The 22,815-nt window shown below is 71.4% G+C and carries 20 protein-coding genes; 10 read left to right on the top strand and 10 right to left on the bottom strand.

Features of this window, described 5'->3' with window-relative positions; genetic code table 11:
- Positions 1–134: 134 nt before the first annotated feature.
- Positions 135–443, bottom strand: a complete 309-nt coding sequence (locus ASF76_RS00585) for a DUF2470 domain-containing protein (RefSeq protein WP_055951461.1) — start codon at positions 441–443, stop codon at positions 135–137.
- 50 nt (positions 444–493) lie between these two features.
- On the opposite strand from ASF76_RS00585, the gene ASF76_RS00580 reads away from it, so the two are divergent.
- On the top strand, positions 494–1,147 hold the full coding sequence (locus tag ASF76_RS00580; protein ID WP_055953240.1) for a biliverdin-producing heme oxygenase: 654 nt from the start codon (positions 494–496) through the stop codon (positions 1,145–1,147).
- A gap of 70 nt (positions 1,148–1,217) precedes the next feature.
- Here the strand turns inward: ASF76_RS00580 and ASF76_RS00575 are convergent, their stop codons facing one another.
- Together ASF76_RS00575 and ASF76_RS00570 are read right to left on the bottom strand one after the other, a co-directional pair.
- Complete coding sequence (locus ASF76_RS00575; protein WP_055951458.1) at positions 1,218–2,195, bottom strand: hypothetical protein; 978 nt, start codon at positions 2,193–2,195, stop codon at positions 1,218–1,220.
- A 64-nt stretch (positions 2,196–2,259) separates the two neighbouring features.
- Positions 2,260–4,041, bottom strand: coding sequence for a hypothetical protein (locus tag ASF76_RS00570; protein ID WP_055951455.1), 1,782 nt, complete (start codon positions 4,039–4,041; stop codon positions 2,260–2,262).
- Between the two features lie 186 nt (positions 4,042–4,227).
- Between ASF76_RS00570 and ASF76_RS00565 the strand changes: the two genes are divergently transcribed.
- From ASF76_RS00565 to ASF76_RS00540, 6 genes are all read left to right on the top strand, one after another.
- Complete coding sequence (locus ASF76_RS00565; RefSeq protein ID WP_055951452.1) at positions 4,228–5,325, top strand: heme/hemin ABC transporter substrate-binding protein; 1,098 nt, start codon at positions 4,228–4,230, stop codon at positions 5,323–5,325.
- Positions 5,322–6,443, top strand: a complete 1,122-nt coding sequence (locus ASF76_RS00560; protein WP_055951450.1) for a FecCD family ABC transporter permease — start codon at positions 5,322–5,324, stop codon at positions 6,441–6,443. The genes ASF76_RS00565 and ASF76_RS00560 overlap by 4 nt, the downstream gene beginning before the upstream one ends.
- On the top strand, positions 6,440–7,243 hold the full coding sequence (locus ASF76_RS00555; RefSeq protein WP_055951447.1) for a heme ABC transporter ATP-binding protein: 804 nt from the start codon (positions 6,440–6,442) through the stop codon (positions 7,241–7,243). The genes ASF76_RS00560 and ASF76_RS00555 overlap by 4 nt, the downstream gene beginning before the upstream one ends.
- The gene (locus ASF76_RS00550) at positions 7,240–8,562 is read left to right on the top strand and encodes a hypothetical protein (protein WP_055951444.1); all 1,323 of its coding nucleotides are present in this window, start codon (positions 7,240–7,242) and stop codon (positions 8,560–8,562) included. The genes ASF76_RS00555 and ASF76_RS00550 overlap by 4 nt, the downstream gene beginning before the upstream one ends.
- Positions 8,563–8,573: 11 nt before the next feature.
- A complete protein-coding gene (locus ASF76_RS00545) occupies positions 8,574–9,773 on the top strand; it encodes a hypothetical protein (protein WP_055951441.1) in 1,200 nt (399 codons plus the stop codon).
- Between the two features lie 237 nt (positions 9,774–10,010).
- On the top strand, positions 10,011–10,994 hold the full coding sequence (locus ASF76_RS00540) for an LLM class F420-dependent oxidoreductase (protein WP_055951438.1): 984 nt from the start codon (positions 10,011–10,013) through the stop codon (positions 10,992–10,994).
- A 46-nt stretch (positions 10,995–11,040) separates the two neighbouring features.
- Here the strand turns inward: ASF76_RS00540 and ASF76_RS00535 are convergent, their stop codons facing one another.
- The 3 genes from ASF76_RS00535 to galT form a co-directional block, all read right to left on the bottom strand.
- Complete coding sequence (locus tag ASF76_RS00535; RefSeq protein WP_055951435.1) at positions 11,041–11,997, bottom strand: hypothetical protein; 957 nt, start codon at positions 11,995–11,997, stop codon at positions 11,041–11,043.
- A 507-nt stretch (positions 11,998–12,504) separates the two neighbouring features.
- Entirely contained in the window at positions 12,505–13,668 is a 1,164-nt protein-coding gene (galK, locus tag ASF76_RS00530; protein ID WP_055951432.1) for a galactokinase, read from the bottom strand.
- Entirely contained in the window at positions 13,665–14,840 is a 1,176-nt protein-coding gene (galT, locus tag ASF76_RS00525) for a galactose-1-phosphate uridylyltransferase (RefSeq protein WP_055951429.1), read from the bottom strand. Before galT ends, galK begins: the two co-directional genes overlap by 4 nt.
- A gap of 41 nt (positions 14,841–14,881) precedes the next feature.
- On the opposite strand from galT, the gene ASF76_RS00520 reads away from it, so the two are divergent.
- Entirely contained in the window at positions 14,882–15,856 is a 975-nt protein-coding gene (locus ASF76_RS00520; RefSeq protein WP_055951426.1) for a LacI family DNA-binding transcriptional regulator, read from the top strand.
- Between the two features lie 22 nt (positions 15,857–15,878).
- Here ASF76_RS00520 and ASF76_RS00515 read toward each other — a convergent pair whose 3' ends face one another.
- Entirely contained in the window at positions 15,879–16,295 is a 417-nt protein-coding gene (locus ASF76_RS00515) for a VOC family protein (protein WP_055951422.1), read from the bottom strand.
- A gap of 95 nt (positions 16,296–16,390) precedes the next feature.
- On the opposite strand from ASF76_RS00515, the gene ASF76_RS00510 reads away from it, so the two are divergent.
- Complete coding sequence (locus ASF76_RS00510) at positions 16,391–17,356, top strand: helix-turn-helix transcriptional regulator (RefSeq protein ID WP_082484838.1); 966 nt, start codon at positions 16,391–16,393, stop codon at positions 17,354–17,356.
- 129 nt (positions 17,357–17,485) lie between these two features.
- Here ASF76_RS00510 and ASF76_RS00505 read toward each other — a convergent pair whose 3' ends face one another.
- The gene (locus tag ASF76_RS00505) at positions 17,486–18,070 is read right to left on the bottom strand and encodes a TetR/AcrR family transcriptional regulator (RefSeq protein WP_055951416.1); all 585 of its coding nucleotides are present in this window, start codon (positions 18,068–18,070) and stop codon (positions 17,486–17,488) included.
- A 68-nt stretch (positions 18,071–18,138) separates the two neighbouring features.
- Here ASF76_RS00505 and ASF76_RS00500 point away from each other — a divergent pair, with 68 nt between their 5' ends.
- Positions 18,139–19,410 (top strand): MFS transporter, encoded by a 1,272-nt coding sequence (locus ASF76_RS00500; protein WP_235561198.1) that lies wholly within the window; start codon positions 18,139–18,141, stop codon positions 19,408–19,410.
- Between the two features lie 202 nt (positions 19,411–19,612).
- On the opposite strand, the gene ASF76_RS00495 is transcribed toward ASF76_RS00500, so the two are convergent.
- Positions 19,613–21,334 (bottom strand): glycoside hydrolase family 35 protein, encoded by a 1,722-nt coding sequence (locus tag ASF76_RS00495; protein WP_055951409.1) that lies wholly within the window; start codon positions 21,332–21,334, stop codon positions 19,613–19,615.
- Between the two features lie 15 nt (positions 21,335–21,349).
- A complete protein-coding gene (locus ASF76_RS00490) occupies positions 21,350–22,783 on the bottom strand; it encodes an alpha-N-arabinofuranosidase (RefSeq protein WP_082484766.1) in 1,434 nt (477 codons plus the stop codon).
- Positions 22,784–22,815 lie beyond the last annotated feature (32 nt).

The raw sequence follows: 22,815 nt of genomic DNA, 5'->3' as shown, positions 1-22,815 counted from the left end.
CGGGGCGTGCAATGTGCACCGGGGCGTCCGGCGTCCGCCCCGTTGCACATCGGGCGCCCCGAACAACCGCGGCCGCCGAGCCGCGCGCCCCGAACAGCCCGCCCGGCGGGGCGCGGCCCCCGGGCGACGGCGACTCAATGCGGGCGCGGTGTCACCCCGAGGCGCGCGCACGCGGCGTCGTAGAGGGCGACGACCTCACGGCGCACCTCCTGGCGCTCGGCGATGCCACCTCCGGGCCACGCGATGCGCACGGGAGAGGCGACCCCCTCCGTCGACGCGGACGACCAGTCGCCCCCGTCGCCGTCGAATCCCGTCATGACCGCCGACGCGGCATCCGGGTCGGGACCGAACGCCCGCACGATGAGCAGATTGTCGTCGAGGTGGTCGGCGTTCATGTGGGCCAGCACAGCCCGCTGGATCTCGGGATCGAACACATGCGTCATGAAGACAGCTTAGGTTAGGGTGACCTAACTCGATGCGTATGATGGGCTCCATGAGCGACGTCATCTCCTTCTCCGAAGCCCTGCGCGAACGGTCTCGCACGGCGCATTCGACCAGCGAGCACTCGGGATTCATGACCGACCTCATGAACGGCACCGGCACGCGCGACGACTACATCGCCCTCGTCGTGCAGCACTGGTTCATCTACGTCGCCCTCGAAGAGGCCACCGAGCGCATGCGCGTCGACCCGGTGGCATCCGTGTTCCTCAGCGACAAGCTCACACGGATGCCCGCCCTCGAATCCGATCTCGATTTCCTGCTCGGGGAGGGCTGGCGCGACACCGTCGCACCGCTGCCGACCACCGAGCGGTACGTTGCGCGGATCCGCCGCGTCGCTGCCACGTGGCCGGGCGGGTTCGTCGCCCACCACTACACGCGCTACCTCGGCGACCTCTCGGGCGGGCAGTTCATCGGCCGGCTCATGCAGCGGCGGTTCGGGTTCGACACCAACGGCATCGGTTTCTACCTGTTCGGCGACATCGCCGACCCCGAAGCCTTCAAGAACGTCTACCGCGAACAATTGGATGCCGCCCCGTGGAGCGATGACGAGAAGGAGCGGGTGATCGCCGAGGTTCTCGTCGCCTACCGCTTCAACACCGAGCTCTTCCACGACCTGGCCCGGGCCAAGGCGGCGCGGACCGCCTGAGCCGCCTTCGCGGCGATCGTGGATGCCGCGAACGTCGACCGCCGGTGCGGCGAGGGCGTCGGCCGCGATCTCAGGCGACCGGGACCTCGGCGCGACGACGGCGCAGGCGCCGCGCGATCAGCATGGCGGTGAGCGCGACACCCAGGACCACGATCAGGAGCACGTAGAGGCTCCACGGAACGGCCGCGGTCGAGAACTCCGTGGCGACCGGCTCGAGGAGCGCCGCGCCCAGACCCACGCTTTCGGGAGTGACGGACACCGCGCCCGTGACCCAGCCCAGCGAGAACACGGGCACCTCGCGCTCGACCTCGACGATCGACCCGGGCAGGATCTCGCTCATCTGCTCGGGCGCGGTGCGCGCTGCGGAGAGGCCCGTCGTCGCGATCGTCTCGCTGGCGGTCAGGCGGGTGTTGCCGGTGTTCTCGAGTGAGTAGTGCACGAGGAGGCGACCCGAGTCGAACGGATTCCACGAGGGGACGTACCGTGTCGACACGTCCACGACGGAGGCAGCCGGGCTCAGCTCTCCCGCGACCCGGAGGTTGATCCGGGTGCCGAGGCGTCGATCGACCGACAGCGTCGCTGCGGCATCCTGGCTCGTGAGCGAGGTCACGATGCCCGCGGCATGGTCGCCGGGACGCGCGTCGGCGGGAACGGCGATGGTGAAGGGCACCTCCGCCGAGTCGCCCGGGTCGAGGGTGAGCGGTGTCGGAGCCACTGCGACCCACGTGCCCGCCCCCTGCGAGGGCTGGCCGCCGACGAGAACGTCGATCTCGCCGGTGGACGCCGTGAACGCATCGGCGGCGTACACGGAGAGCGGCAGGGGCTCGGTGCCGGTGTTCACCACGATCATCGCGTCGGAAATCACGGCTCCGGGCGCCACGTCGTACGTGAAGTTCGCTCGTCCGGTGCCCTGGGGGTTGTCAGCGGTCTGTACGGTCCACGCGACGCCCCCGTCGGTGGTGGCCGCGGAGGTGGCGGTCGGTGCGGCGAAGGCGGCGATGACGACGCCGACGAGGACGAGGGCGCCGAGGCGGAGTCGTGTGATCACGGGAGTGCTTTCGTGAGGGGTGGGGAAGGGGGCCCCGACGACCGTCGGGCCCCCTTCGCGGTGCTTACTGCAGTGCGGTGATCGTGAGCTTCGCGGTGTAGTCGCCCGCCGGCGTCGTGCCGGGGATCACCAGCGACAGGTCGGCGCCGACGGTGGCGCTGGCTGCCGCGGTCGACGACGCGAGCACCCGCGAGGATCCGAGCCCGACGCCGCCCAGGCGGGTGGATGCGACCTCGGTGCCGGCGGTCACCGTCTGCCCGGCGGTGACGACCTTGGGCTTCCACCCCAGCAGGCCGCTCGAGAACGAGCCGCCCCCCGTCGAGGCGAAGTCGCCGACCTGGCCCGAGATGCTCCACGTGTACGGCGCGGTTCCGCCGGCTCGGGTGTCGGTCACGACGATGTTCGTGAGCGATCCGGATGCCGTGAAGTTGGCGCCATCCTGCACCGCGGTGCCGAGGCTCGCGGGGGAGGTGCCCTCGAACGCCCAGCCGAACGAGCCGGTGGGGTTGTCGACCCACTCCGGCACCTCGACGACCACGTCGGACGACGAGGCGAAGGCGATCGGGGTGAAGGTCTCGAACGGGGCGTAGACGGTGCCGCTGCCGGCATAGGTGTAGATGCCGAAGCGACCCGCGGCGAGGTTCTGCGCCTCGGTCGCGCTGAGGACGAGGTCGGCGGAGAACGTCCCATCGGCCTTCAGCTCGATCGCGCCGTTGCCGGCGCCGCCGATGGCGGCCATGCTGGCGGCGGGTACGGCCCACTTCTGCGCGATCACCGAACGCGCCGACGACGGGGCCCCCGCCGAGGGCTTCCAGGTGTCGGCGAACTTGCCGAAGACGACGTAGGTTCCGCTGAACTGGCCGGCCAGTGGCGGGCGGACCCCGTTCGTGGCGCTGCCCGACGGCAGGAACCCGCTGCCGGTCACGGTGACGGTCTCGCCCTGGGCGATCCCGCTGGTCTTCGACACCGTGACGGTGGGGGTCGCGGCGACCGGGGCGGCGGTGTACGCGACCGAGAGGGGGCTGGCGGGCTTGCGCGCGTCGGCCGAACCGCCCGAGGAGTACCAGTACGAGCCCTGGCCCGTTTTGACCTGGAAGTCGACGAACGACTGCGGGAAGGCCCCGGAGTTGGCGCCGGTGGTGACCTGCGCGACCGATCCCTCGGGGACGGTGACCGTGCGGCCGAGGTAGTCGGGGGTGACGGTGAAGCCCGTCGCCGTCACGTCGACGCCGGTGAGGGTGGCGACGACCACGTTCGTCGCGGGCGTGAGGGTCTCGAACTTGTCGGGGTCGTCCATCGACGTGCCGTAGCCGCCGAGGGTCGCGGTGACGGTGCCGGTGCCGTCGGAGGCGACGGTGAGCTTCGGGTCGGTGATCCAGGAGCGGGTCATGCCCGAGTAGTACGCCGAGGTGAAGGTCCCGGTCCACTGGATGCTGGCCGTGTTGGCATCCACGTCGACCGTTCCGGTCCCGCCGGCGATCTCGGCGATGTGTCCCGAGTTCAGTCCGTTGCCCGTCGTGACGGTGGTGCCGTTCGCGTCGGTGCGCAGCCCCGCGAAGGTCGCGGTGGCGTAGCTGCCGTCGGCCTGGCGCTTCAGGATCTGCGTGTTGCCGTCGCTCTGCTTCCAGTTCGACGCGGTGACCCGGTCAGCCGACGAGGTGGCCGTGACGACGCCCGCCGAGAGCAGATTGACCGTTCCCGGGGCGAAAGCGGCCGCGTTCGATTCGGCGTTGACGCCCCAGCGGAACACGGCGCCATCGATACTCGTCCCGGCGGCGTGGGCGGGGGCGGCGACGAGAGCCCCGCCGAGGGCGAGCGCCGCGGCGGTCAGGCTCGCGATGGTCACGCGAGCGAACCGGTGTCTGTGCGCGGAGGATTCCACGTTCGTTCCCTTCTCAGCCTTTCACGGGTCTCGCGGCGTGCGCGAGTGCGCCCCGGATGGGGCGCTGAAAGGCAGGTTAGCCTTACCTAACCACGAAGGCGGTCAGCGAGCAATGTTAAGGGTAGGCTCACCTTACTTGGAGGTGCGTTCATGACCCGTCGAACCACTCGCGGCCTCGCCGCGCTCGCGCTCGCCCTGACCGTCGCCGTGGGGATCACCGCCTGCAGCGGCGCCGATCCGATGCACGGCGGCGGGGCCGCTGCGACGCCGCCGCTGGCGGAGGTGACGCCCCTCGCGGATCCACTCGCGTGGGAAGGCCCCTCGACCGCCGTCGCCGCGTCTTCGGCGATCGTTCCCGTCGCCGAGGGGGCTCAGTCGCTCCCCGTGACGATCACCGATTCCCAGGGCACCGCCGTGACGGTGACCGACACCTCTCGCATCCTCACGCTCGACATCTACGGCTCGCTCTCGCGCATCGTCTTCGAGCTGGGGCTCGGCGATCAGGTCGTCGCCCGCGACATCTCCACCGGCTTCCCCGAGGCGGCGCACCTCCCCGTGGTAACCGAGAACGGGCACGACCTCAACGCCGAGGCGATCCTCGACGCCGCCCCCAGCGTCATCCTCACCGACACGAGTCTCGGTCCCTGGGACACCATCCTGCAGATGCGGGATGCCGGTATCCCGGTCGTCGTGGTCGACTCGCGCCGTTCTCTCGAAACGGTCGGATCGCTCATCGATCAGGTGGGCTCGGCGCTGGGCGTGCCCGAGCGCGCGGCCGCGCTCGCCGCGCGCAGCACCGCGGCCATCGACGCGAAGATCGCGCAGATCGCCGCCGTCGCACCGGCCGACCCCGCGCAGAGGCTGCGCATGATGTTCCTCTACGTGCGCGGTCAGTCGGGGGTCTACTACCTCTTCGGCGACGAATCGGGGGCGGACAGCCTGATCGATGCACTGGGGGGAATCGACGTCGCCGGCGAGATCGGATGGAAGGGCATGCGCCCGATCACCGACGAGGCCCTCGTCGACGCCGATCCCGACCTGCTCATCATGATGACGAAGGGCCTCGAGTCGGTCGACGGTGTCGACGGACTCGTCGAGCACCTCCCGGCGGTCGCCCAGACCGATGCCGGTCGCCACCGCCGCGTCGTCGACATGTCCGACACCACCGTGCTGAGCTTCGGCCCCGCCTCCGCCGACGTGCTCGATGCGCTGGCCGTCGCGGTGTACGCGCCCGAGGCGGCGGGATGACGACGGTCGCGGCGGCGCCCGTGGCGGTCTCGGCTGCCGGCGCCCGCGCAGGTCTTCGCGTACCGGCGGTGTTCGTGTCCCTCACCCTCGCGTTGATCGCCCTGGCCATCGTGTCGGCGGGCAGTGGGCAGCTCTCGATCCCGGCCGACCAGGTGGTCGGCGCCTTCTCTCGCGCCTGGAACGACGGGGTGCGCGCGGTCGGGCTCGGCTTCCTGTCGGTCTCGCCGGGGGCGGCGATGCAGCACGTCAACGGCGAGGCCACGCTCTGGCTCATCCGCGTGCCCCGGCTGCTGATGGCAGCTCTCGTGGGTGCGACGCTCGCCACCGCCGGCGTCGTCATGCAGGGCGTCTTCCGCAACCCGTTGGCCGAGCCCGGGGTCATCGGCATCTCGTCGGGAGCCGCGGTGGGGGCCTCGGCATCCATCGTCTTCGGGCTCACCTTCTTCGGGCCCCTCACTCTTCCCGCGCTGGCCTTCGCCGGCGGGCTGGCCGCGACCGTCGTCGTCTACGTCTCGGCACGCGCCGACGGCCGCACCGAGGTCGTCACCCTGGTGCTGACCGGCATCGCGGTGAACGCCGTCGGGGGTGCCGCCATCGCGCTGTTCACCTATCTGGGTTCGACCCAGCAGCGCGAACAGATCGTCTTCTGGCAGCTCGGGTCGCTCAACGGGACCCGCTGGGACGACCTCGCCGTCGTCGCCCCGCTCGCGGTCGTGGGAATCGTGGCGTGCCTGTTCTTCTCGGGCAGCCTCGACCTGCTCGCCCTCGGTGAGCGGCAGGCCGAGCACCTCGGCGTCCGGGTGGAGCGGTTGCGCGTGATCGCGATCGTCGTGATCGCCCTGCTGACCTGCGCGGCCGTGGCGTTCTGCGGGATCATCGGCTTCGTGGGGCTCGTGGTTCCGCACCTCATGCGGATGCTCCTCGGGCCCGGCCATCGTCTGCTGATGCCCGCGAGCGCGCTCGGCGGCGCGGTGCTGCTGCTGGCCGCCGACCTGGTAGCGCGAACGGCCGTGCCCGGCTCGGAGCTGCCCATCGGCATGCTCACCGCCCTCATCGGCGGGCCGTTCTTCTTCTGGCTCCTGCGCCGCACACGCCGTCGGTCGGGGGGATGGGGATGAGCCCGGTGCTGCGCGCCCGCGGAATCTCGGTCGACGTGGGGGGTCGACGCGTGCTCGACGCGGTCGATCTCGACCTCGCGGCGGGCGAGATGGTCGTGCTGGTCGGTCCGAACGGCGCGGGCAAGTCGACCCTGCTGTCGGTGCTCGCGGGCGACCGGGTTCCCGCGGCGGGATCCGTCGAGCTCGAAGGCGCGCCCCTGACATCCTGGCCCGTCGCCGATCGCGCGCGCCGTCGGTCGGTGCTGACGCAGAACAACGAGGTGTCGTTCCCGTTCATCGTGCGCGACGTCGTGCGCATGGGCCGCGCGCCGTGGCGCCGTCACGCCGCCGCTTCCCGAGACGACGCAGCGGTGGCAGAGGCGCTCGTCGCCGGTGAGGTGCAGGCGTTCGCCGATCGGCCGGTCACGGGGCTGTCGGGCGGGGAACGGGCGCGGGCCGCCTTCGCTCGGTCGTACGCGCAGGAGTGCGGGATCGCCCTGCTGGACGAGCCCACCGCGAGTCTCGACATCCGCCATCAGCACCGGGTGCTCGCCCGCACCCGCGACCGGGTGGATGCCGGGGGGTCGGCCGTCGTCGTGCTGCACGACCTGGGGCTCGCCGCAGCCTACGCCGACCGGATCGCGCTCTTGGAGCACGGTCGCCTGGTTGCCGACGGGCCCCCACGCGACGTGCTCGACCCCGATCTGCTCACGCGGGTGTACCGGCATCCGATCGATGTCGTCGTCGGGCCCCGCGGGGCGCTCCTGGTCGTCGCCGACTCCGCGCCCCTCCCCTTCCCCTTCCCCGGAGAGCTCCCATGAACCATCTGTCTCGTCGTCTCATCGCGCTCGCCGCCGCGCTGACCCTCACCGCTACCGCCACGGTCGGCGCCGGCGCCCCGGCGTGGGCCGCCGGATCGGTGACGGTGTCAGGCCCCGGGGGCACGGCATCCGCGGATGCCGACTTCGCCACCGACGTGACCGTGTCGGGGTCGGGTTTCCAGTCGATCCCCAACGGCTTCGGCGGAATCTACGTGCTGTTCGGCTGGGTCGACGACGCCGCGGGCGGCTCGTGGCGGCCCAGCGCCGGGGGAGTCGTGGGGACGGACTATCGATACGTGCCCGACGCGGAGTCGGCCGACAACAACGGCTTCCAGCGCTTCCTCGCCTTCCCGGGGAGTCAGACCGAGAGCTCCGCGAACGGCATTCTGGGCACCGACGGATCGTGGTCGGTGTCGATGGTGATCCCCGGCGCGGTCTTCGAGAGCCAGGACCGTGACGGGCGCGTCTCCGAGGTCGACTGCCGGCGGGTCACCTGCGGCATCATCACCATCGGCGCGCACGGGGTGAAGAACGTCAACAATGAGACGTTCACGCCGGTGTCGTTCACGTCCGCGGCGGCCCCTGCGGCCCCAGCGGCCCCCGGGGGAGAGGGCCCGGCCGCGGCGGCGGGCGCCGTGCGGGTCGGCGTCGAGTCGGCCTCGGTCACGGCCGGCACGTCGATCGTCTTCACGGGCCAGGGCTTCACCCCCGGCGAGCAGATCGTCGCCTCGCTCGACGGCGGGCTCACCGCCGTCGGTCCCCTGACCGCCGGATCGCAGGGCGAGGTCGCGGCGGCGCTGCCGGTGCCGCGCGAAGTCCGTGACGGCACGCACCTGCTGACCCTGCGCGGGGCGGGATCGGGCGCCGTCGCCGAGGCCGAGGTCACCGTCAGCGGGGGGACCGTCGCGGTACCCGTCGCCGGGACCCCGACCGCACCCACCTGGGTGCTCGTGCTGTTGCTCGCCTGCATCGCGCTGTCGGTGACGCTGATCATGGCGAGCATCATCACGGCCGTCGTCCGGGCTCGCTCGCGGCGCCGGGTGAAGCGGGAGCGTGCGGGCGTGGCGGGTGCACGAGCGTCGGGCTCGACGGGTGCGGCTGTGGCGGCGGGCGCGCCGGATGCGGCTGTGGCGACGGGCGCGCCGGATGCCGTTGCCGCGGCGAGCCCGAGGGGCGCGTCGGATGCCGTTGCAGCGGCGCCGCGCTCATCGCAGGGCGAAGCCCCGGCGGACGCGGGGGACGACCCCGTACCGCCCGCGCCCGGATCCACCGGCCCCGATGCTCCGACCGAGCTGCTGTCGACGGGGACGCCGCGGTGAGGGCGGGTGTGATGCTGCGGGCCGGTCTCGCGCTCGCGATGCTGCTGGGCGTGAGCGCTGCTCCCGCGGTCGCTGCCGGCCCCGGCGACATCGTCGTGACGGTTCCCGACCCCGGCGGCACGGCGGGCGGCGACGGGGGCATCGTCGACGCGCAGCTGCGGTGGGGGCTCAACGCCGAGTCCGGTGGTGGAGCGTTCGCGGGTGGATGCAACTTCTTGAGCGCGGGCCGGGCGGGCGACGCCGGCGGTGCGCGAGTGTGGGGTGAGGGCGACGGTCTGTACCGTGCCCAGGACGGCCGGGTACGGATCGAGAAGCCCACCGCGACCGGAGCCTGGACGGCGGCGACCTGGACGACGAAGTGCCTGGATGCGCGCGGCGCCGCCGTCTCGGTGTCCTCGACCGCGAGCACGTCGGGCAATCAGGTCGTCATCGACGGGGGCACCGGCACGCGCCGGGACGGCGCTGTCGAGATCTCCTGGTCGGGGTCGTTCACCGTGGTCTTCTACGGCGGCATGACGTATTGGAGCGTGACCGATCCGCGGCTCGTGCTCGACGCCGCGGGCAACGGACAGCTCACGGCCAGCGCGAGTGGTTTCGGCACCTCGATGGACGACATGACCATATGGAGTCCGATCGCCGCGCAGACCGTCGTGCTGGCCGACCTCCGTGCCGCCGACGTCTCACGCGCCGGGGGCTTCACGGTCACCCCGCAGTACCTCGGGGTCGCGAGCGGGGGAGCCGGCCAGGTCGCGCGGTCGGCGGCCAACGAGGCGTACTGGGGGTCGTTCCCGCAGTCGTTCGTCGACTTCCACCGCCTCACGGGGCAGCAGGGATACTGGCTGACGACAGGCGGGGTCCGGGATGCCGCGAAGCCGGCGTCGCCGCTCACGGTGAGCTACTCGTCGTCGGCGCCGATCGCCGCTCCCGCACCGGCTGCGGCATCGTCGTCGGCTGCACCGGTGCCCGGCAATGCTCTCCGTCGGGCTCCGGCCGCGATCGACCCCACGATGTCGGCGCAGCAGTTCCTCGCCGCGAGCTCGCCGCTCACGACGCAGCCCCAGGCGGTCGGCCTCGTGCCCGAGGCGCGTCAGGATCTGGGGGCGCTGACGCTGCCGCTGCTCGGTTCCGCCGCTGCGCTGGGCTTGGGCGTCATCGCCGTGATGAGCATGACGCGGGCGCTCCCGTGGCAACGCGAGCCGGCACCCGCTTAGCCGACGGGGTCGCTGCCTCGCTCGGCGATGCGCGCATCCTCTGTCGCTGTCGCTGTCGCTGTCCCTGTCGCTGTCGCTGTCGTGGACGTGGACGTGGACGCGGACGCGGGCGCGGGCGCGGGTGGCGGGCGGAGGCTGTGCACCCCGATGGCGTCGTGCGCGCCGTCGCCCCCGACCGGGGCGGCGAGTTCCCGATCGACGGGCCGCGGTGTCGGTGACCGCGCCTAGGGTGAGCCCATGGAATTCGGCATCTTCGTCCCGCAGGGCTGGCGCTTCGATCTCGTGGGGATCGACCCCGCCGACCACTGGCGGGTGATGAACGCGCTCGCGCAGAGCGCCGACGACGGTCCCTGGGCGTCGCTGTGGGTCTACGACCACTTCCACACCACACCCGTGCCCAGCGCCGAGGCGACGCACGAGGCATGGACGCTGATGGCCGCCTTCGCCGCGGCCACCGACCGCGTTCGTCTCGGGCAGATGTGCACGTGCATGGGCTACCGCAATCCGGCGTACCTGGCGAAGGTCGCCGCCACCGTCGACCTGATCTCGGGTGGTCGCGCCGAGATGGGCATCGGCGGCGGGTGGTACGAGCACGAATGGCGCGCATACGGCTACGGCTTCCCGCCCATCGCCGAGCGTCTCGGGCGTCTGCGTGAGGGGGTCGAGATCATGCACCAGGCCTGGACCACGGGAGAGGCGACCCTCTCGGGGAAGTACTACGAGGTCGACGGCGCCATCGTGCGGCCGAAGCCGCTGCAGCCCGGCGGCATACCGCTGTGGATCGCCGGCGGGGGCGAGAAGGTCACGCTCAAGATCGCGGCGAAGTACGCCGCGTACACGAACTTCGGCGGCTCACTCGAGGAGTTCGACCACAAGTCCGAGGTGCTCCGCGGGCACTGCGAGACGCTCGGTCGCGACGAGAGCGAGATCACCCGCTCGACGAACTTCAACACGATCGTCGCCGAGACCGAGGCCGAGGCATCCGATCGCCTGGCTGCGGTCGTCGCACGCCTGCGCCCGCATGTGGGCGACGAACGGGCCGATGCCATCGAGGCCGACTACCGCTCCTCCGACGGGTTCGGCACTCCCGAGCAGATCGTCGAGCGTCTGCGCACCCGCGCGCAGCACGGCCTCGGCTATGCCATCCACTACTTCCCCGAGGCGGCGTACGACACATCCGGCACCTCGTTGTTCGAGCGCGAGGTCATTCCGCACCTCTGAGCCGCCGCTGTCGTTCGTCGCCCGGGCGAGAGCGCCGCACGTCTCGTCAGGCCGCGTCATCGTGCCACCAGCGCAGCACCCGCAGCGCGAAGAATGTCAGCCAGCGCGACGGTTCTCCGGCGGGCACGTCGACGGCGAACCACTCGCGTCCCTCCGGCGGGTAGGCCTGGTGCCAGGTGCCGTCGGCGGCGCGGGACGCCCGTACGAGCTCGACCGCTTCGGCGAGGCGCGGATCGGGCTCGGTGCCGTCATGTTGCGCTGCGGCGCGGAAGTGGTCCAGGGCGCGCAGCGCGCTGTACCGGAAGCGGAACGGATACCCTAGGTGATGCGCCCAGACGTGCCGCTCACCCGTCGACAGCCGGTACAGCAGGCGCCGCTCGAGCAGGTACTCCTCGGCGCCCTTGCGGGCCGCGTGCAGTTCGGGCGTCCCGCCGGTGCGCTGCTCATCGTCGAGGATCCCGATCACCGAGTTGATCGTCGAGTGGAACGACGACTTCGTCGACCCTTCGACCCACTCGCAGTTCCACCCGCCGTCGGGGAGGCGATGCTTCACGAACCAGTTCCGGATGCCACTGACATCAGCCCCCAGCCACGCGCCGCTGGCGAGCGTGAAGGCGTTGATGCACGCGTCGACCTCGCCGTCCCATAAGGGCAGATCCTCGTACTCCCACCGCGCGTTGCGCCGCAGCAGGCCGGCGGTGTCGGGCCGGAGGGCGTCGGCATCCACTCCCCATTCACGCAGGCTCATCAGCGACCACGACGTCGCCGTCCAGGGTTGGCCGGCTTCTCCGCCGCGGTAGTCGGCCGGAAAGTGGGCGCCGCCCGCCCACAGGCCGTCCTCCCCTTGCGCGGCGAGCAACTGCGCCCCGAACCCCTCGCGCGCGACGCGGGCGCGGGTGGCCTGCGACTGTCGTTCGGGGGCGTCGAGCAGGTCGCGCTCCACCTTCCACCGCAGGCTCGGGTCGCTCTCGGCCAGCCACGCCAGCACGTCGTCGTCGCTCATGCGCGCAGGCTACGCCCGCATCACGCGCTTTGCCAGGCAACGGGTACGTCGCCGCGGGTGGGCTTCGAGCGCGCGCGTTTCGGTGCCGGGCGCGGTCTGCGGACCTCGTCGCTCCGCCTGTGGGGTGCGCCGATCGGCCTGCGGGGCGCTCCGCATGCCCCCCCCCGTGGTGCACCGGGCGACGCCAGTCGTTCCCCGAGCTGCGTCGGACGTCCCCGGGCAACGCATAAACGCTCTCCGTGCCGGTAAACACGTTCTGAGCGTGTTTATGCGCACGAATCGTGTTTACGGGGTGGTGGGCAGGGGTCCGTCGCCGTGGCGCGGTGCTTTTCGGTGCGTGTGGGTGAGGTGCGGGTCGCGCGCCGTGACGTGGGATTCCGGGTGTCGCGCATAAACGCTCTCCGTGCCGGTAAACACGTTCAGAGCGTGTTTATGCACACGAATCGTGTTTACGCGTGACCGGGCCGGAGCGCGGAACACCGCCGCGCACTCGCGGGTGAAGGCCGGTCAGGCGTCGCGGCGTGCGCCCTCCGACGGCGTGACCGTGAAGATGTTCGGTGCACGGAACCCGGATGCCGCGAACGCGGCGCGCACCGCCTCGGTCGCCGCCGGGATGAGCCCGGTCGGAATCAGCGCGATGGCCGCCCCGCCGAAGCCGCCGCCGGTCATGCGCGCACCGAGGGCGCCGGCGCCGAGGGTCGTCTCGACGGCGAGGTCGAGCTCGGGCACCGAGATCTCGAAGTCGTCGCGCATCGAGGCGTGCGAGGCCACGAGCAGATCGCCGATGGCCGACGGGCCGTCGGCGTCGAGTGCGGCCACGGTGTCGAGGACGCGCTGGTTCTCGGTCACGATGTGACGCACGCGGCGGAACGTGACGTCGTCGAGCATCTCGGCCGCCCGCGGCAGATCATCGACCGTGACGTCTCGCAGCGCGGGAACGTCGAATGCCGCGGCGCCCCGCTCGCACGCCTCGCGACGCTCGCGGTAACCGCCGGTGGAGTGCGCGTGCTCGACGAGAGTGTCGATCACCAGGATCGACAGCCCCGCCTCGGCGAAGCCGAGCGCGACGGGGCGCGTCTCGAGCGTGCGGCAGTCGAGGAAGGTGGCGGCGTCGGCGACGCCGAGCATCGAGGCCATCTGGTCCATGATCCCCGTCGGCGCGCCGACGGCGTCGTTCTCGGCGATGCGGCCGACCCGGGCGAGCGCGACCTTGTCGAGCCCGGCGTTCCAGACGTCATTGAGGGCGGATGCCACGGCTCCCTCGATCGCGGCGGACGACGACAGCCCGGCACCCACCGGTACCTCCGACGCCAGCGCGAGGTCGACGCCGCGCGGAGCGGCATCCGGAGCCTCCCGAAGAAGCGCCCACGCCACGCCCAGTGGGTACCCGGCCCAGTCGAGGCCGCCGGCGGCGATGCGGGCGTCGAGGTCGGCGAGCGATACCTCGACCGTGTCGTCGGCGAAGGTCGAGCGCACGCGGATGACGTCGTCGGAGCGGACGGCGACGGCGGCGGCGGTGCGCTGCGCGATCGCGAACGGGAAGACGAAGCCCTCGTTGTAGTCCGTGTGCTCGCCGATGAGGTTGGCGCGACCGGGAGCCGACCACACACCCGCGAGGGGGGCGTCGGTCATGCGGGTGAGCAGGGTACGGGCGTCGTCGACGGCGGTCATGCCGTCACCTCCGGAACGGTGTCGAGGGCGGCGCGCAGGCGCTCGGCCTGCGACTCGGGGGTCACATCGCCGATCCAGGCGCCCATGGCCGCTTCGGATCCGGCGAGGTACTTCAGCTTGTCGGCGGAGCGACGGGGCGAGGTGATCTGCAGATTGAGGCGGACTTCGTCGCGACCCCGCCCGACGGGCGCCTGGTGCCACGCGGCGATGTAGGGGGTGGGGGTGTCGTAGAGGGCGTCGATGCCGCGCAGCAGCCGCAGGTAGAACGGGGCGAGCTCGTCGCGCTCGGCATCGGTCGTCTCGGCCAGGTCGGCGACGTGGCGGTGGGGGAGCACGTGCACCTCTACGGGCCAGCGCGCGGCGAACGGGACGAACGCCGTCCAGTGCTCGCCGCGCAGCACGACGCGCTCGCCGGCGGATTCGAAGTCGAGGATGCGTTGGAACAGGTTCTCGGAACTGCGCGAGATCGTGTCGAGCAGCCGGTGTGTGCGCGGGGTGACGTAGGGATAGGCGTAGATCTGCCCGTGGGGGTGGGGGAGGGTGACGCCGATCTCCTGCCCGCGGTTCTCGAAGGGGAACACCTGACGGATGCCGGGTAGAGCCGACAGCGCCGCGGTGCGGTCGGCCCACGCCTCGATCACCGTGCGGGCTCGGGTGCGCGACAGGGAGCCGAACGACCCCTCGTGCGCGGGGCTGAAGCAGACGACCTCGCACCGGCCGACCGAGGTGCGCGTGCGGCCGAGGCCGAGGTGCTCGAGGTCGTCGTCGCCGAGCGGCGGGTCGATGGCGGCGGGTGCGTCTTCGGTCGCGACGTCGAGCGCGGGCCCGAACGACGGCGACTTGTTCTCGAAGACCGCGACGTCGTACAGCGACGGGATCTCCGAAGGGTTGGTCGGGGTCTGCGGCGACAGGGGGTCGAGGTGTGCGGGAGGCAGGAACGCCCGGTTCTGGCGATTGGATGCCACGGTGATCCAGTCGCCGGTGAGCACGTCCTGTCGCATGGTGGCGGTGGCGGGTCGGGGGTCGAGCGTGCGGGCGTCGACGGCGCGCTCGGCGCCGAGCGTCGTGCCGGGGTCATCGAAATAGATCAGTTCGCGGCCGTCGGCGAGGCGGGTCGGGCGCTTGACCACACCGGCGCGGAGGGGCACCGCGGAGAGGCTGTGCGTGTTCACGATAACACGTTACAGGCCGCGCGTGATATCGTCAACATGCAATGAGTGCGATGCGCGTATCCATGGCCCACGTGGCCGAACGAGCCGGAGTGTCGGCGCAGACGGTGTCGCGCGTGGCCAACGGCAGCCCGCGCGTCGACCCTGTCACCCGCGCCCGCGTCGAGAAGGCGATGGCCGACCTCGGCTATCGCATGCATCGCGCTGCACGGGCCCTGCGCACCGGGCAGACCTCCACCATCGGTCTCGTCGTGTCGACCCTCGCCTCGGTCGGCAACTCGCGCATGCTGCAGGCGATCTCCGAGGCCGCCGCCGCGCGCGAATACGCCCTCGCGGTGGTGACGGTGGGGGATCGCGGGATCCGTGACGCCTTCGCGCGACTCCGCTCACAGGGCGTCGACGGCGCCGTCGTGCTGAACGAGGCGACCGAACTCGCCCGCGACGTCGACCCGCCGGCCGATCTGCATGTGGTGGTCGTCGATTCCCCGCCCGACGATCGCTTCTCGATCGTGCAGACCGATCACACCGGGGGCGCCCGCGCGGCGACCGCGCACCTCCTCTCGCTGAGGCGCGGCACGGTGCATCACCTCGCCGGACCCTCCGGATCGTTCGCCGCGGCCGAGCGCGAACGCGGGTGGCGCGAGGCGCTGGCCGACGCCGGGATGACCGCGCCCGAACCGGTCCGCGGCGACTGGACCTCGGCATCCGGTCACCTCGCCGCCGACGCCCTGCGCGCAGCGACCGCCGTCTTCGTCGCCAACGACCAGATGGCGCTGGGCGCCCTGCGGGCCTTCGCCGACGCGGGCCGCGAGGTTCCGCGCGACGTCGCCGTGGTGGGGTTCGACGACATCGTCGATGCCGCCGAGTACCGTCCCCCGCTGACCACCGTGCGCCAGGATTTCGACGCCCTCGGCCGTCAGGCGGTCGCCGCCCTGGTCGCCGCGATCGAAGGGGCCGCGCCGGTGGCCGAGACCGTGCCCGCGGCGCTGGTGGTACGCGCGAGCAGCACGCGGGTCTGACGCGCGACCCCGGAGCCCCGCCTCAGCCGTTCCAGGACGCGATTTCGTCGATGATCCACACCACGCCGAAGCGGTCGACGAGCTTGCCGTAGAGCGGCGAGAACGCCGACGGGCCGAAGGGCGCGAGGATCTCGGCATCCTGACTCAGTCCCTCCCATGCGGAACGCACCTCGTCGGCGTCGTGGCCACGCAGAGCGAGGTAGAAGGGGTTCGTGCCGCGGTCGTACGCGAGCGACCGCTGGATGTCGTAGGCCATGACGTGCACACCGCTCGGGGCGACCATCTCGCCCCACACGATCTGCTCGCGCTGCTCGGGAACCTCGGCCGTGTCCCCGTAGGGCACCGCCGTGACGGTGCCACCGAACACCTCGGCGTAGAACGCGAGCGCGGCGGCGGCCTGTCCGTCGAAGTTGACGTGGAGCGTGGTGGTGAGGGTCATGTCTGTCCTGTCGTGAGCCGGGAGGTTCCGGATGCCATGACTCTCTCGTCAGATGCGGACAGAGATCGTCCGCAATACGGAGCAGAATGGATGCCGTGCCGGAAAGCTCCTCCCCGTCGACGTCGCGCCGTCTGCTGTCGCTGCTGACGGTTCTGCAGTCCCGACGCGACTGGCCGGCCCCCGTGCTCGCCGGCCGCCTCGACGTGAGCGAGCGCACGATCCGCCGCGACGTCGACCGGCTGCGCGAACTCGGTTACGAGATCGACGCGACGCGCGGACCCGCCGGCGGCTACCGCCTGCGTGCGGGCGCGCTGTTACCGCCCGTGGCGTTCGGCGACGAGCAGGCGGTGGCGGTTGCTGTTGCGCTGAGGCTCGCCGCCTCGTCGGGCGGCCCACTGGCCGATGCTGCCGAGGAAGCCCTGAGCGTGATCTCACGCCTTCTCCCCGCGCCGCTCGGCCGTCGGGCGCAGAGGTTCGCGGTCGAGGCGGTCGCACCCGTCGGTGCGGTCGGGGTCGACCCGGGTTCACTCGGCGCGATCGAGGCGGCGATCAACGCCTGCGAGGAGCTGCGGTTCGACTACGCCGGGTCCGAGGGGCCTGTGCGCGTGACCGAGCCGCACCATCTGCTGTGGCACAGTGGCCGCTGGTATCTGCTCGCCTTCACCCCCGAACGGGATGCATGGCGCGTGTACCGCGTCGACCGCATGCGCCTCAAGACCCATCGCGGACGCTCGTTCCCGCGTCGGGACGTGCCCGGCGGTGACCCCGCGCGCTATCTGGAGGGGCGGTTCCGCGGTGGCGACGAGTCGGGCGGCTGGCCGTGCCAGGGTGAGATCGTAGTCGAGGCGTCGCGGGAGGAACTCGAGCCATACGTCGTAGACGGGACGCTGCTCGACGCCGGGGAGGGACGCGCGCGGGTCAGTCTCGGGTCGTGGTCGTGGGGCGCGCTTGCGGCGGAGTGCCTGCGTTTCGACCGCCCGATCGCCGACGCTCGCCCCGCCGCCCTCCGCGACGCCCTCGTCGAAGTCGCCCGTCGGGCTGTGGCGGCCGCGCGCGACTGAGCTCCGGCCGGGGGCGCGGAAGGGGAGGGGATGCGGCGAGCGGAGGACGTGGCAGCGGTGTCATCGCCTCCGTCCGTCGCACGCCCTCCCGGCTTCACGGGCCGTACTTTCCCGCCCGCCCCCACGGCGTCAGTGGGCTTCGCGCCACCCCCGGTCGAGGATGCGGAAACCCGCCTCGATCGTCGCCGCGGCGTCGTCGTGCTCGAACGCGAGGATCTGCAGCTGCAGCACCATGCGCGCGTAGACGCGGGTCTCCGCATCCGGTTCGCTCCGCCCGGTCGTCTCGGCGATCGCGTCGGCGAGGGCGTCCTCATGGCGCAGCCACATGCGCGACGCGTAGTCCTGGAGCGCGGGGGTTCCTGTGATCAGCTGCATGAACTTCCGGCGATTCTCACCCGTGGGGTCGAATGCGAGGCCGATGAGCTCGCGCCGGTAGAGGTCGTGAAGGGCTTCCGACACCGAAGTGCCGACGGCGCGGTCGCGCACGGCGCCGACGAGCATGTCGCGCTGCGCGTCATCCTCGTCGAAGACGAGGGCCTCCTTCTGCGGGAAATGCGCGAACACGGTCGTGGGGGAGACGTCGGCGGCCTCGGCGACCTCGCGGATGCTGACCTCGTCGAACCCGCGCTCGACGAAGAGGAGCGTCGCGGCGTCGGAGATCGCCTTGCGGGTGGCGGCTTTCTTGCGCTCGCGGCGCCCGATCGTCTCGCTCATGCCCCCACCTTAACGGATCGACTCTGAAGTCGTATTGACACCGAAACTGGTACGAGTACAGTTACGGCGTGACTTCACCTTCTCCCTCTCTCGACCAGAGCCGCCGCGCCTGGATCATGCTCGTCGTCATCACGACCCTGACGACCGCGGGCATGACCGTCGTGCTGCCCGTCCTGCCGTTCGTCGTGCTCCGCTTCGTCTCGAACCCCTCCGATCTCGCCGTGTGGGTCGGGATCCTCGAAACCGTCAACGCGCTGTGCGCGTTCCTCGTCGCACCGTTCCTCGGCCGCATCTCCGACCGATACGGCCGCCGGCCGGTGATCATCTTCGCCGGCTTCGGCGCGGCACTGGGCTTCCTGCTCTTCGGCATCGGAGGTGCGCTCTGGGTGCTCCTGCTCGGTCGCATCGTGCAGGGCGTCACCGCGGGCGACCTGCCCGCCCTCTTCGCCTATCTCGCCGACATCACGCCGGCCGAGAAGCGCGCCCGACGCTTCGGCGTTCTGGGGGCGACGGCCGGCATCGGCACAATGGTCGGACCCGCCCTCGGCGGGTCCCTCGCGGCCATCGACGTCGACCTGCCCGTCTTCGTCACCGCCGGCCTCGCGCTGACGGTCGCGATCGTCAGCATCTTCCTCCTGCCGGAGAGCCTTTCGCCGAACAAGCGCATCGCCTCGCTCGATCTGCGGGCCGTGCACCCGTTCGCGGTGTTCCGCGGCGTCTTCCGCCGCCCCGAACTGCGCGGACTCATGCTGGGGCTGGTGCTGGTGGGTCTACCCTTCGGCTTCTTCGTCAACAACTTCAGCGTGCTCGCCCTCGACGCCATCGACTGGAACCCCACCGCGATCGGGCTTCTCACCGCGTGCGTCGGTGTCATCGACATCGCCATCCAGGGCGTGTTGCTCGGCTTCCTGCTGCCGCGCATCGGCGAGCGGGGCGTGGTCGTCAGCGGCATCGTCACGCAGATGGTCGGGCTGGTCGCGCTCGCCGGAGTCGCCTCGCTGCTCGCGCAACCGTGGCTGTTCATCGTGGGTGCGCTGACCCTGGCCGCGGGGCAAGGCGCGGCCCAGGCCACGATGGACGGCCTGCTCTCCAACGCCGTGGGCGACGACGAGCAGGGCTGGATCGCCGGTGCTGCGCAGTCGCTCAACGCCGCCGTCGGCACCGTCGCACCCCTCATGGCGGGGTTGCTGTACGCGCACGTCGCACACGCGGCGCCGTACGTGCTGGGCGCGGTGCTCATGGCCGCCGCCGCGGTGGTCATCGTCCGGGCCCGCTTCATCAGCCCGTCCCTCCGGGTGAAGACCCCGGATGGCGCGGAGCCGGTGCCCGTCGGCGAGTGACGCCCGAGAACGCTCCGGACCACGCGGCGAGGTCGTGGCATCCGGATGCTCTCCGGCCGGGCCCCTGGATCGACGTATCCCGGCACGCGACGTGACGGGGGAGGCCGCACCCGCCTCATGAGAACAGGCCGATCCGCGAAGATCGGCCTGTTCTCGGTGCGTCGCCTGGTGCGACGACTCGCTCTCACACCCGGCGACGGGCTTACTCCTCCAGCTGCCCCAGCGACGGCGCGGCGACGAAGCGCGCGACCGGCTCGACCGCGTGCTCGAGCTCGAGCACGACGATCTCGTTCGCGCCGGCTCGCGTGGCGGGACCGGGCACGTAGAGCGTGTTCTGCGGCACGTTGTTCCAGTACCGGCCGAGGAAGAAGCCGTTCACGAATGCATAGCCCTTGCCGAAGCCGGCCGTGTCGAGGAACAGGTCGGCGGCCGCGTCGAGGGTGAAGGTGCCGCGCAGGAGCGCGCGCCCGACGGCGCCTTCGCCCGTGCCGGCGGCGGACGTCAGATCGACGGGCGTCGCCGTCCACCCGGTGAGCGGCGAACCGTTCAGGGTCACCGCACCGATCAAGCCCTTCGCCTCGCCGAGACGGTCGGCGTAGTTGACGCGACCCTGGTCCTCGACGAGCACGGTGAGGCGCGAGCCCGCGGGGATCGTGAGGGCACGCTCGTGCAGCGACCGTGACAGGCGCCCGACGGGGGTGCCGTCGACGTGGATCCACGCCAGGTCGCGCACCTCTTCGAAGACGAGGGCAGACGGCCCCGAGAACGCCGGGAGATCGACGTCGTACCGCACGAGCGGCCCGAGGTGGGTGAGGTCCTCGAACGTCGACGGATCGGCGGTGCGGTCGACGGCGGTGGCCTCCGGCATCCAGTCGCCCTCGCCCGACAGTGTCACCTCGAAGGAGGGGGCTTCCGGCCGGGGGGCCGCGTCGAGGGGCGGCACGGTCGCATACTTCGCGATGACCTCGCGGAACGCGTGGAACTTCGCCGTGGGGTGGCCCGACTCGTCGATGGGGGCGTCGTAGTCGTAGGAGGTCACGATGGGGTCGAACCGGCCCTTGTCGTTCGCGCCGTTGGTGGTGCCGAAGTTCGTGCCGCCGTGCACCATGTAGATGTTCACGGAGGCGCCCGCGGCGAGCAGCACGTCGAGGTCGTGGGCGGATGCCGCCGGGTCGGTGGTGTGGTGGATGCTGCCCCACCAGTCGAACCAGCCGTCCCAGAATTCGCTGCACATCAGCGGCCCTGTGGCCTGGTGCTCACGCAGAGTCGCCAGGCGCTCCTCCGACCGCGAGCCGAACGACCCGGTGAGGTGCAGCTCGGGCAGGCTCCCGGCCTCGAGCATCCACGGCATCGGCTGGTCGACGGTTGTCAGCGGCACCGTGATGTCGGCGTCCTTCGTCACTCGCACCAGTTCGTGCAGGTAGTCCTTGTCGGAGCCGTACGCGCCGTACTCGTTCTCGATCTGCACCAGCACGACGTTGCCGCCGCGGTCGATCTGGCGGGGTGCGACGATCTCGTACACGCGGCGCAGATACTCCGACACCGCCTCGACGAACTGCGGTTCCGAGCGACGGATGCCGATCCCCTGCGTCGAGGTGAGCCAGACCGGCAGGCCGCCGTTGTGCCACTCCGCGCAGATGTAGGGGCCGGGGCGCACGATGGCGTGCAGGCCTTCCGCGGCGATGAGGTCGAGGAAGCGGCCCAGGTCGTTCCAGCCGGTCGCGTCCCATTCGCCGCGGACCGGCTCGTGGGCGTTCCACGCCACGTAGGTCTCGATGGTGTTGAGGCCCATCGCCTTGGCCGTGCGGATGCGGTCGGCCCAGTGCTCGGGGTGGATGCGGAAGTAGTGCAGCGTGCCGGAAATGACCTGGTGCGGTCGCCCGTCGAGCAGGAAGTCGGTCTCGCCGATGGTGAAGGTCGTCACGGTGTCTTTCGGGGATCAGGCGGTGAGGCGCGCGGTCAGGCGCACCCAGGCGAGGGCGGGGAGGGTGAAGCGCAGGATGCCGTCGGCGCCGGCCTCCACGGCCAGCGGCGCGGGTGCGACGGGCTCGCCGTCGGCGGAGTTCGTGGTGTGGCGGTCGCCGCCCTCGGGGATCGTTACGATGACGGCGTCGACCTGCTCGACCGCGCCGAGGTCGAGCTCGACCTCGGTGGCCGCGTCCAGGTCGCGGTGCGCGAGGAAGACCGACACGTCACTGCCGTCGACGGTGGCGACGGCGTCCACCGCGTCGACCGACCCGTGGCGCGCCGTGTCGATGACGGCACCGTCGACCCGCGGAAGCACCACCCGGCCGGATGCCGCCTTGGCGGTGAGGGCGAAGGGGTGGAACGTGCTCTGCCGCCAGGCCGCTCCGCCGCCGGGCTCGGTGCGGATGGGCGCGATGACGTTCACGAGTTGCGCGAGGTTGGCCATCGAGACGCGGTCCGAGCGACGCAGCAGCGTGATGAGCAGGGAACCGACGACGACGGCGTCGGTCACGGTGTAATCGTCTTCGATCAGGCGCGGGGCGATCGGCCAGTCACCGGTGAACACGCGGGGCTTGTCGACCTCGTTCCAGCGGGTCTGGTTCCATACGTTCCACTCGTCGACGCTGATGCCGATCGTGCCCCCGTCGGGGGTCTTCGCGCCGGTCTCGTCGATGATGTCGATGACGTCGGCGATGTAGCGGTCGAGGGCGGCACCGCTGGCGAGGAAGCTCGCCGGGTCCTCCGGGTCCTCCTCGTAGTACGCGTGCACCGAGATGTGGTCGATGAGACCGGCGGTGTGCCCGAGCACCGCGCGCTCCCACTCCCCGAAGGTCGGCATCTCGTGGTTGGAGCTACCGGCGGCCACGAGCTCGACCGTGGGATCCAGGAAGCGCATCATGCGCGCTGTCTCGGCGGCGAGACGGCCGTACTCATCGGCGGTCTTGTGGCCGATCTGCCACGGGCCGTCCATCTCGTTGCCGAGACACCACAGCCGGATGCCGAAGGGCTCGTCGCGACCGTTCGCCCGGCGGCGGTCGCTGAGCGCGGTGCCGGAGGGGTGGTTGGCGTACTCGAGCAGGTCGGCGGCCTCGGCGACGCCGCGCGTGCCGAGGTTGACCGCCTCCATGACCTCGAAGCCCGCGGCATCCGCCCAGTCGGCGAACTCGTGCAGCCCGACCTGGTTGCTCTCGGTGCTGTGCCACGCGGCATCCACTCGCACCGGGCGCTCCGCGCGCGGGCCCACCCCGTCTTCCCAGCGGTATCCCGAGACGAAGTTGCCTCCGGGGTAGCGCACGACGGTCGCGCCGAGCTCCCGTACGAGATCGAGCACGTCGGCGCGGAATCCCGCAGCGTCGGCGCTCGGATGCCCCGGCGAGTGTATGCCGTCGTAGACGCAACGGCCCATGTGTTCGACGAATGAGCCGAACAGGCGACGCG

The sequence above is a fragment of the Microbacterium sp. Leaf151 genome, from assembly GCF_001424225.1.
Classification (GTDB): Bacteria; Actinomycetota; Actinomycetes; order Actinomycetales; family Microbacteriaceae; genus Microbacterium.
The sequence above is the reverse complement of the archived record's forward strand: the minus strand, read 5'-3'. Positions and strand labels throughout refer to the sequence as shown.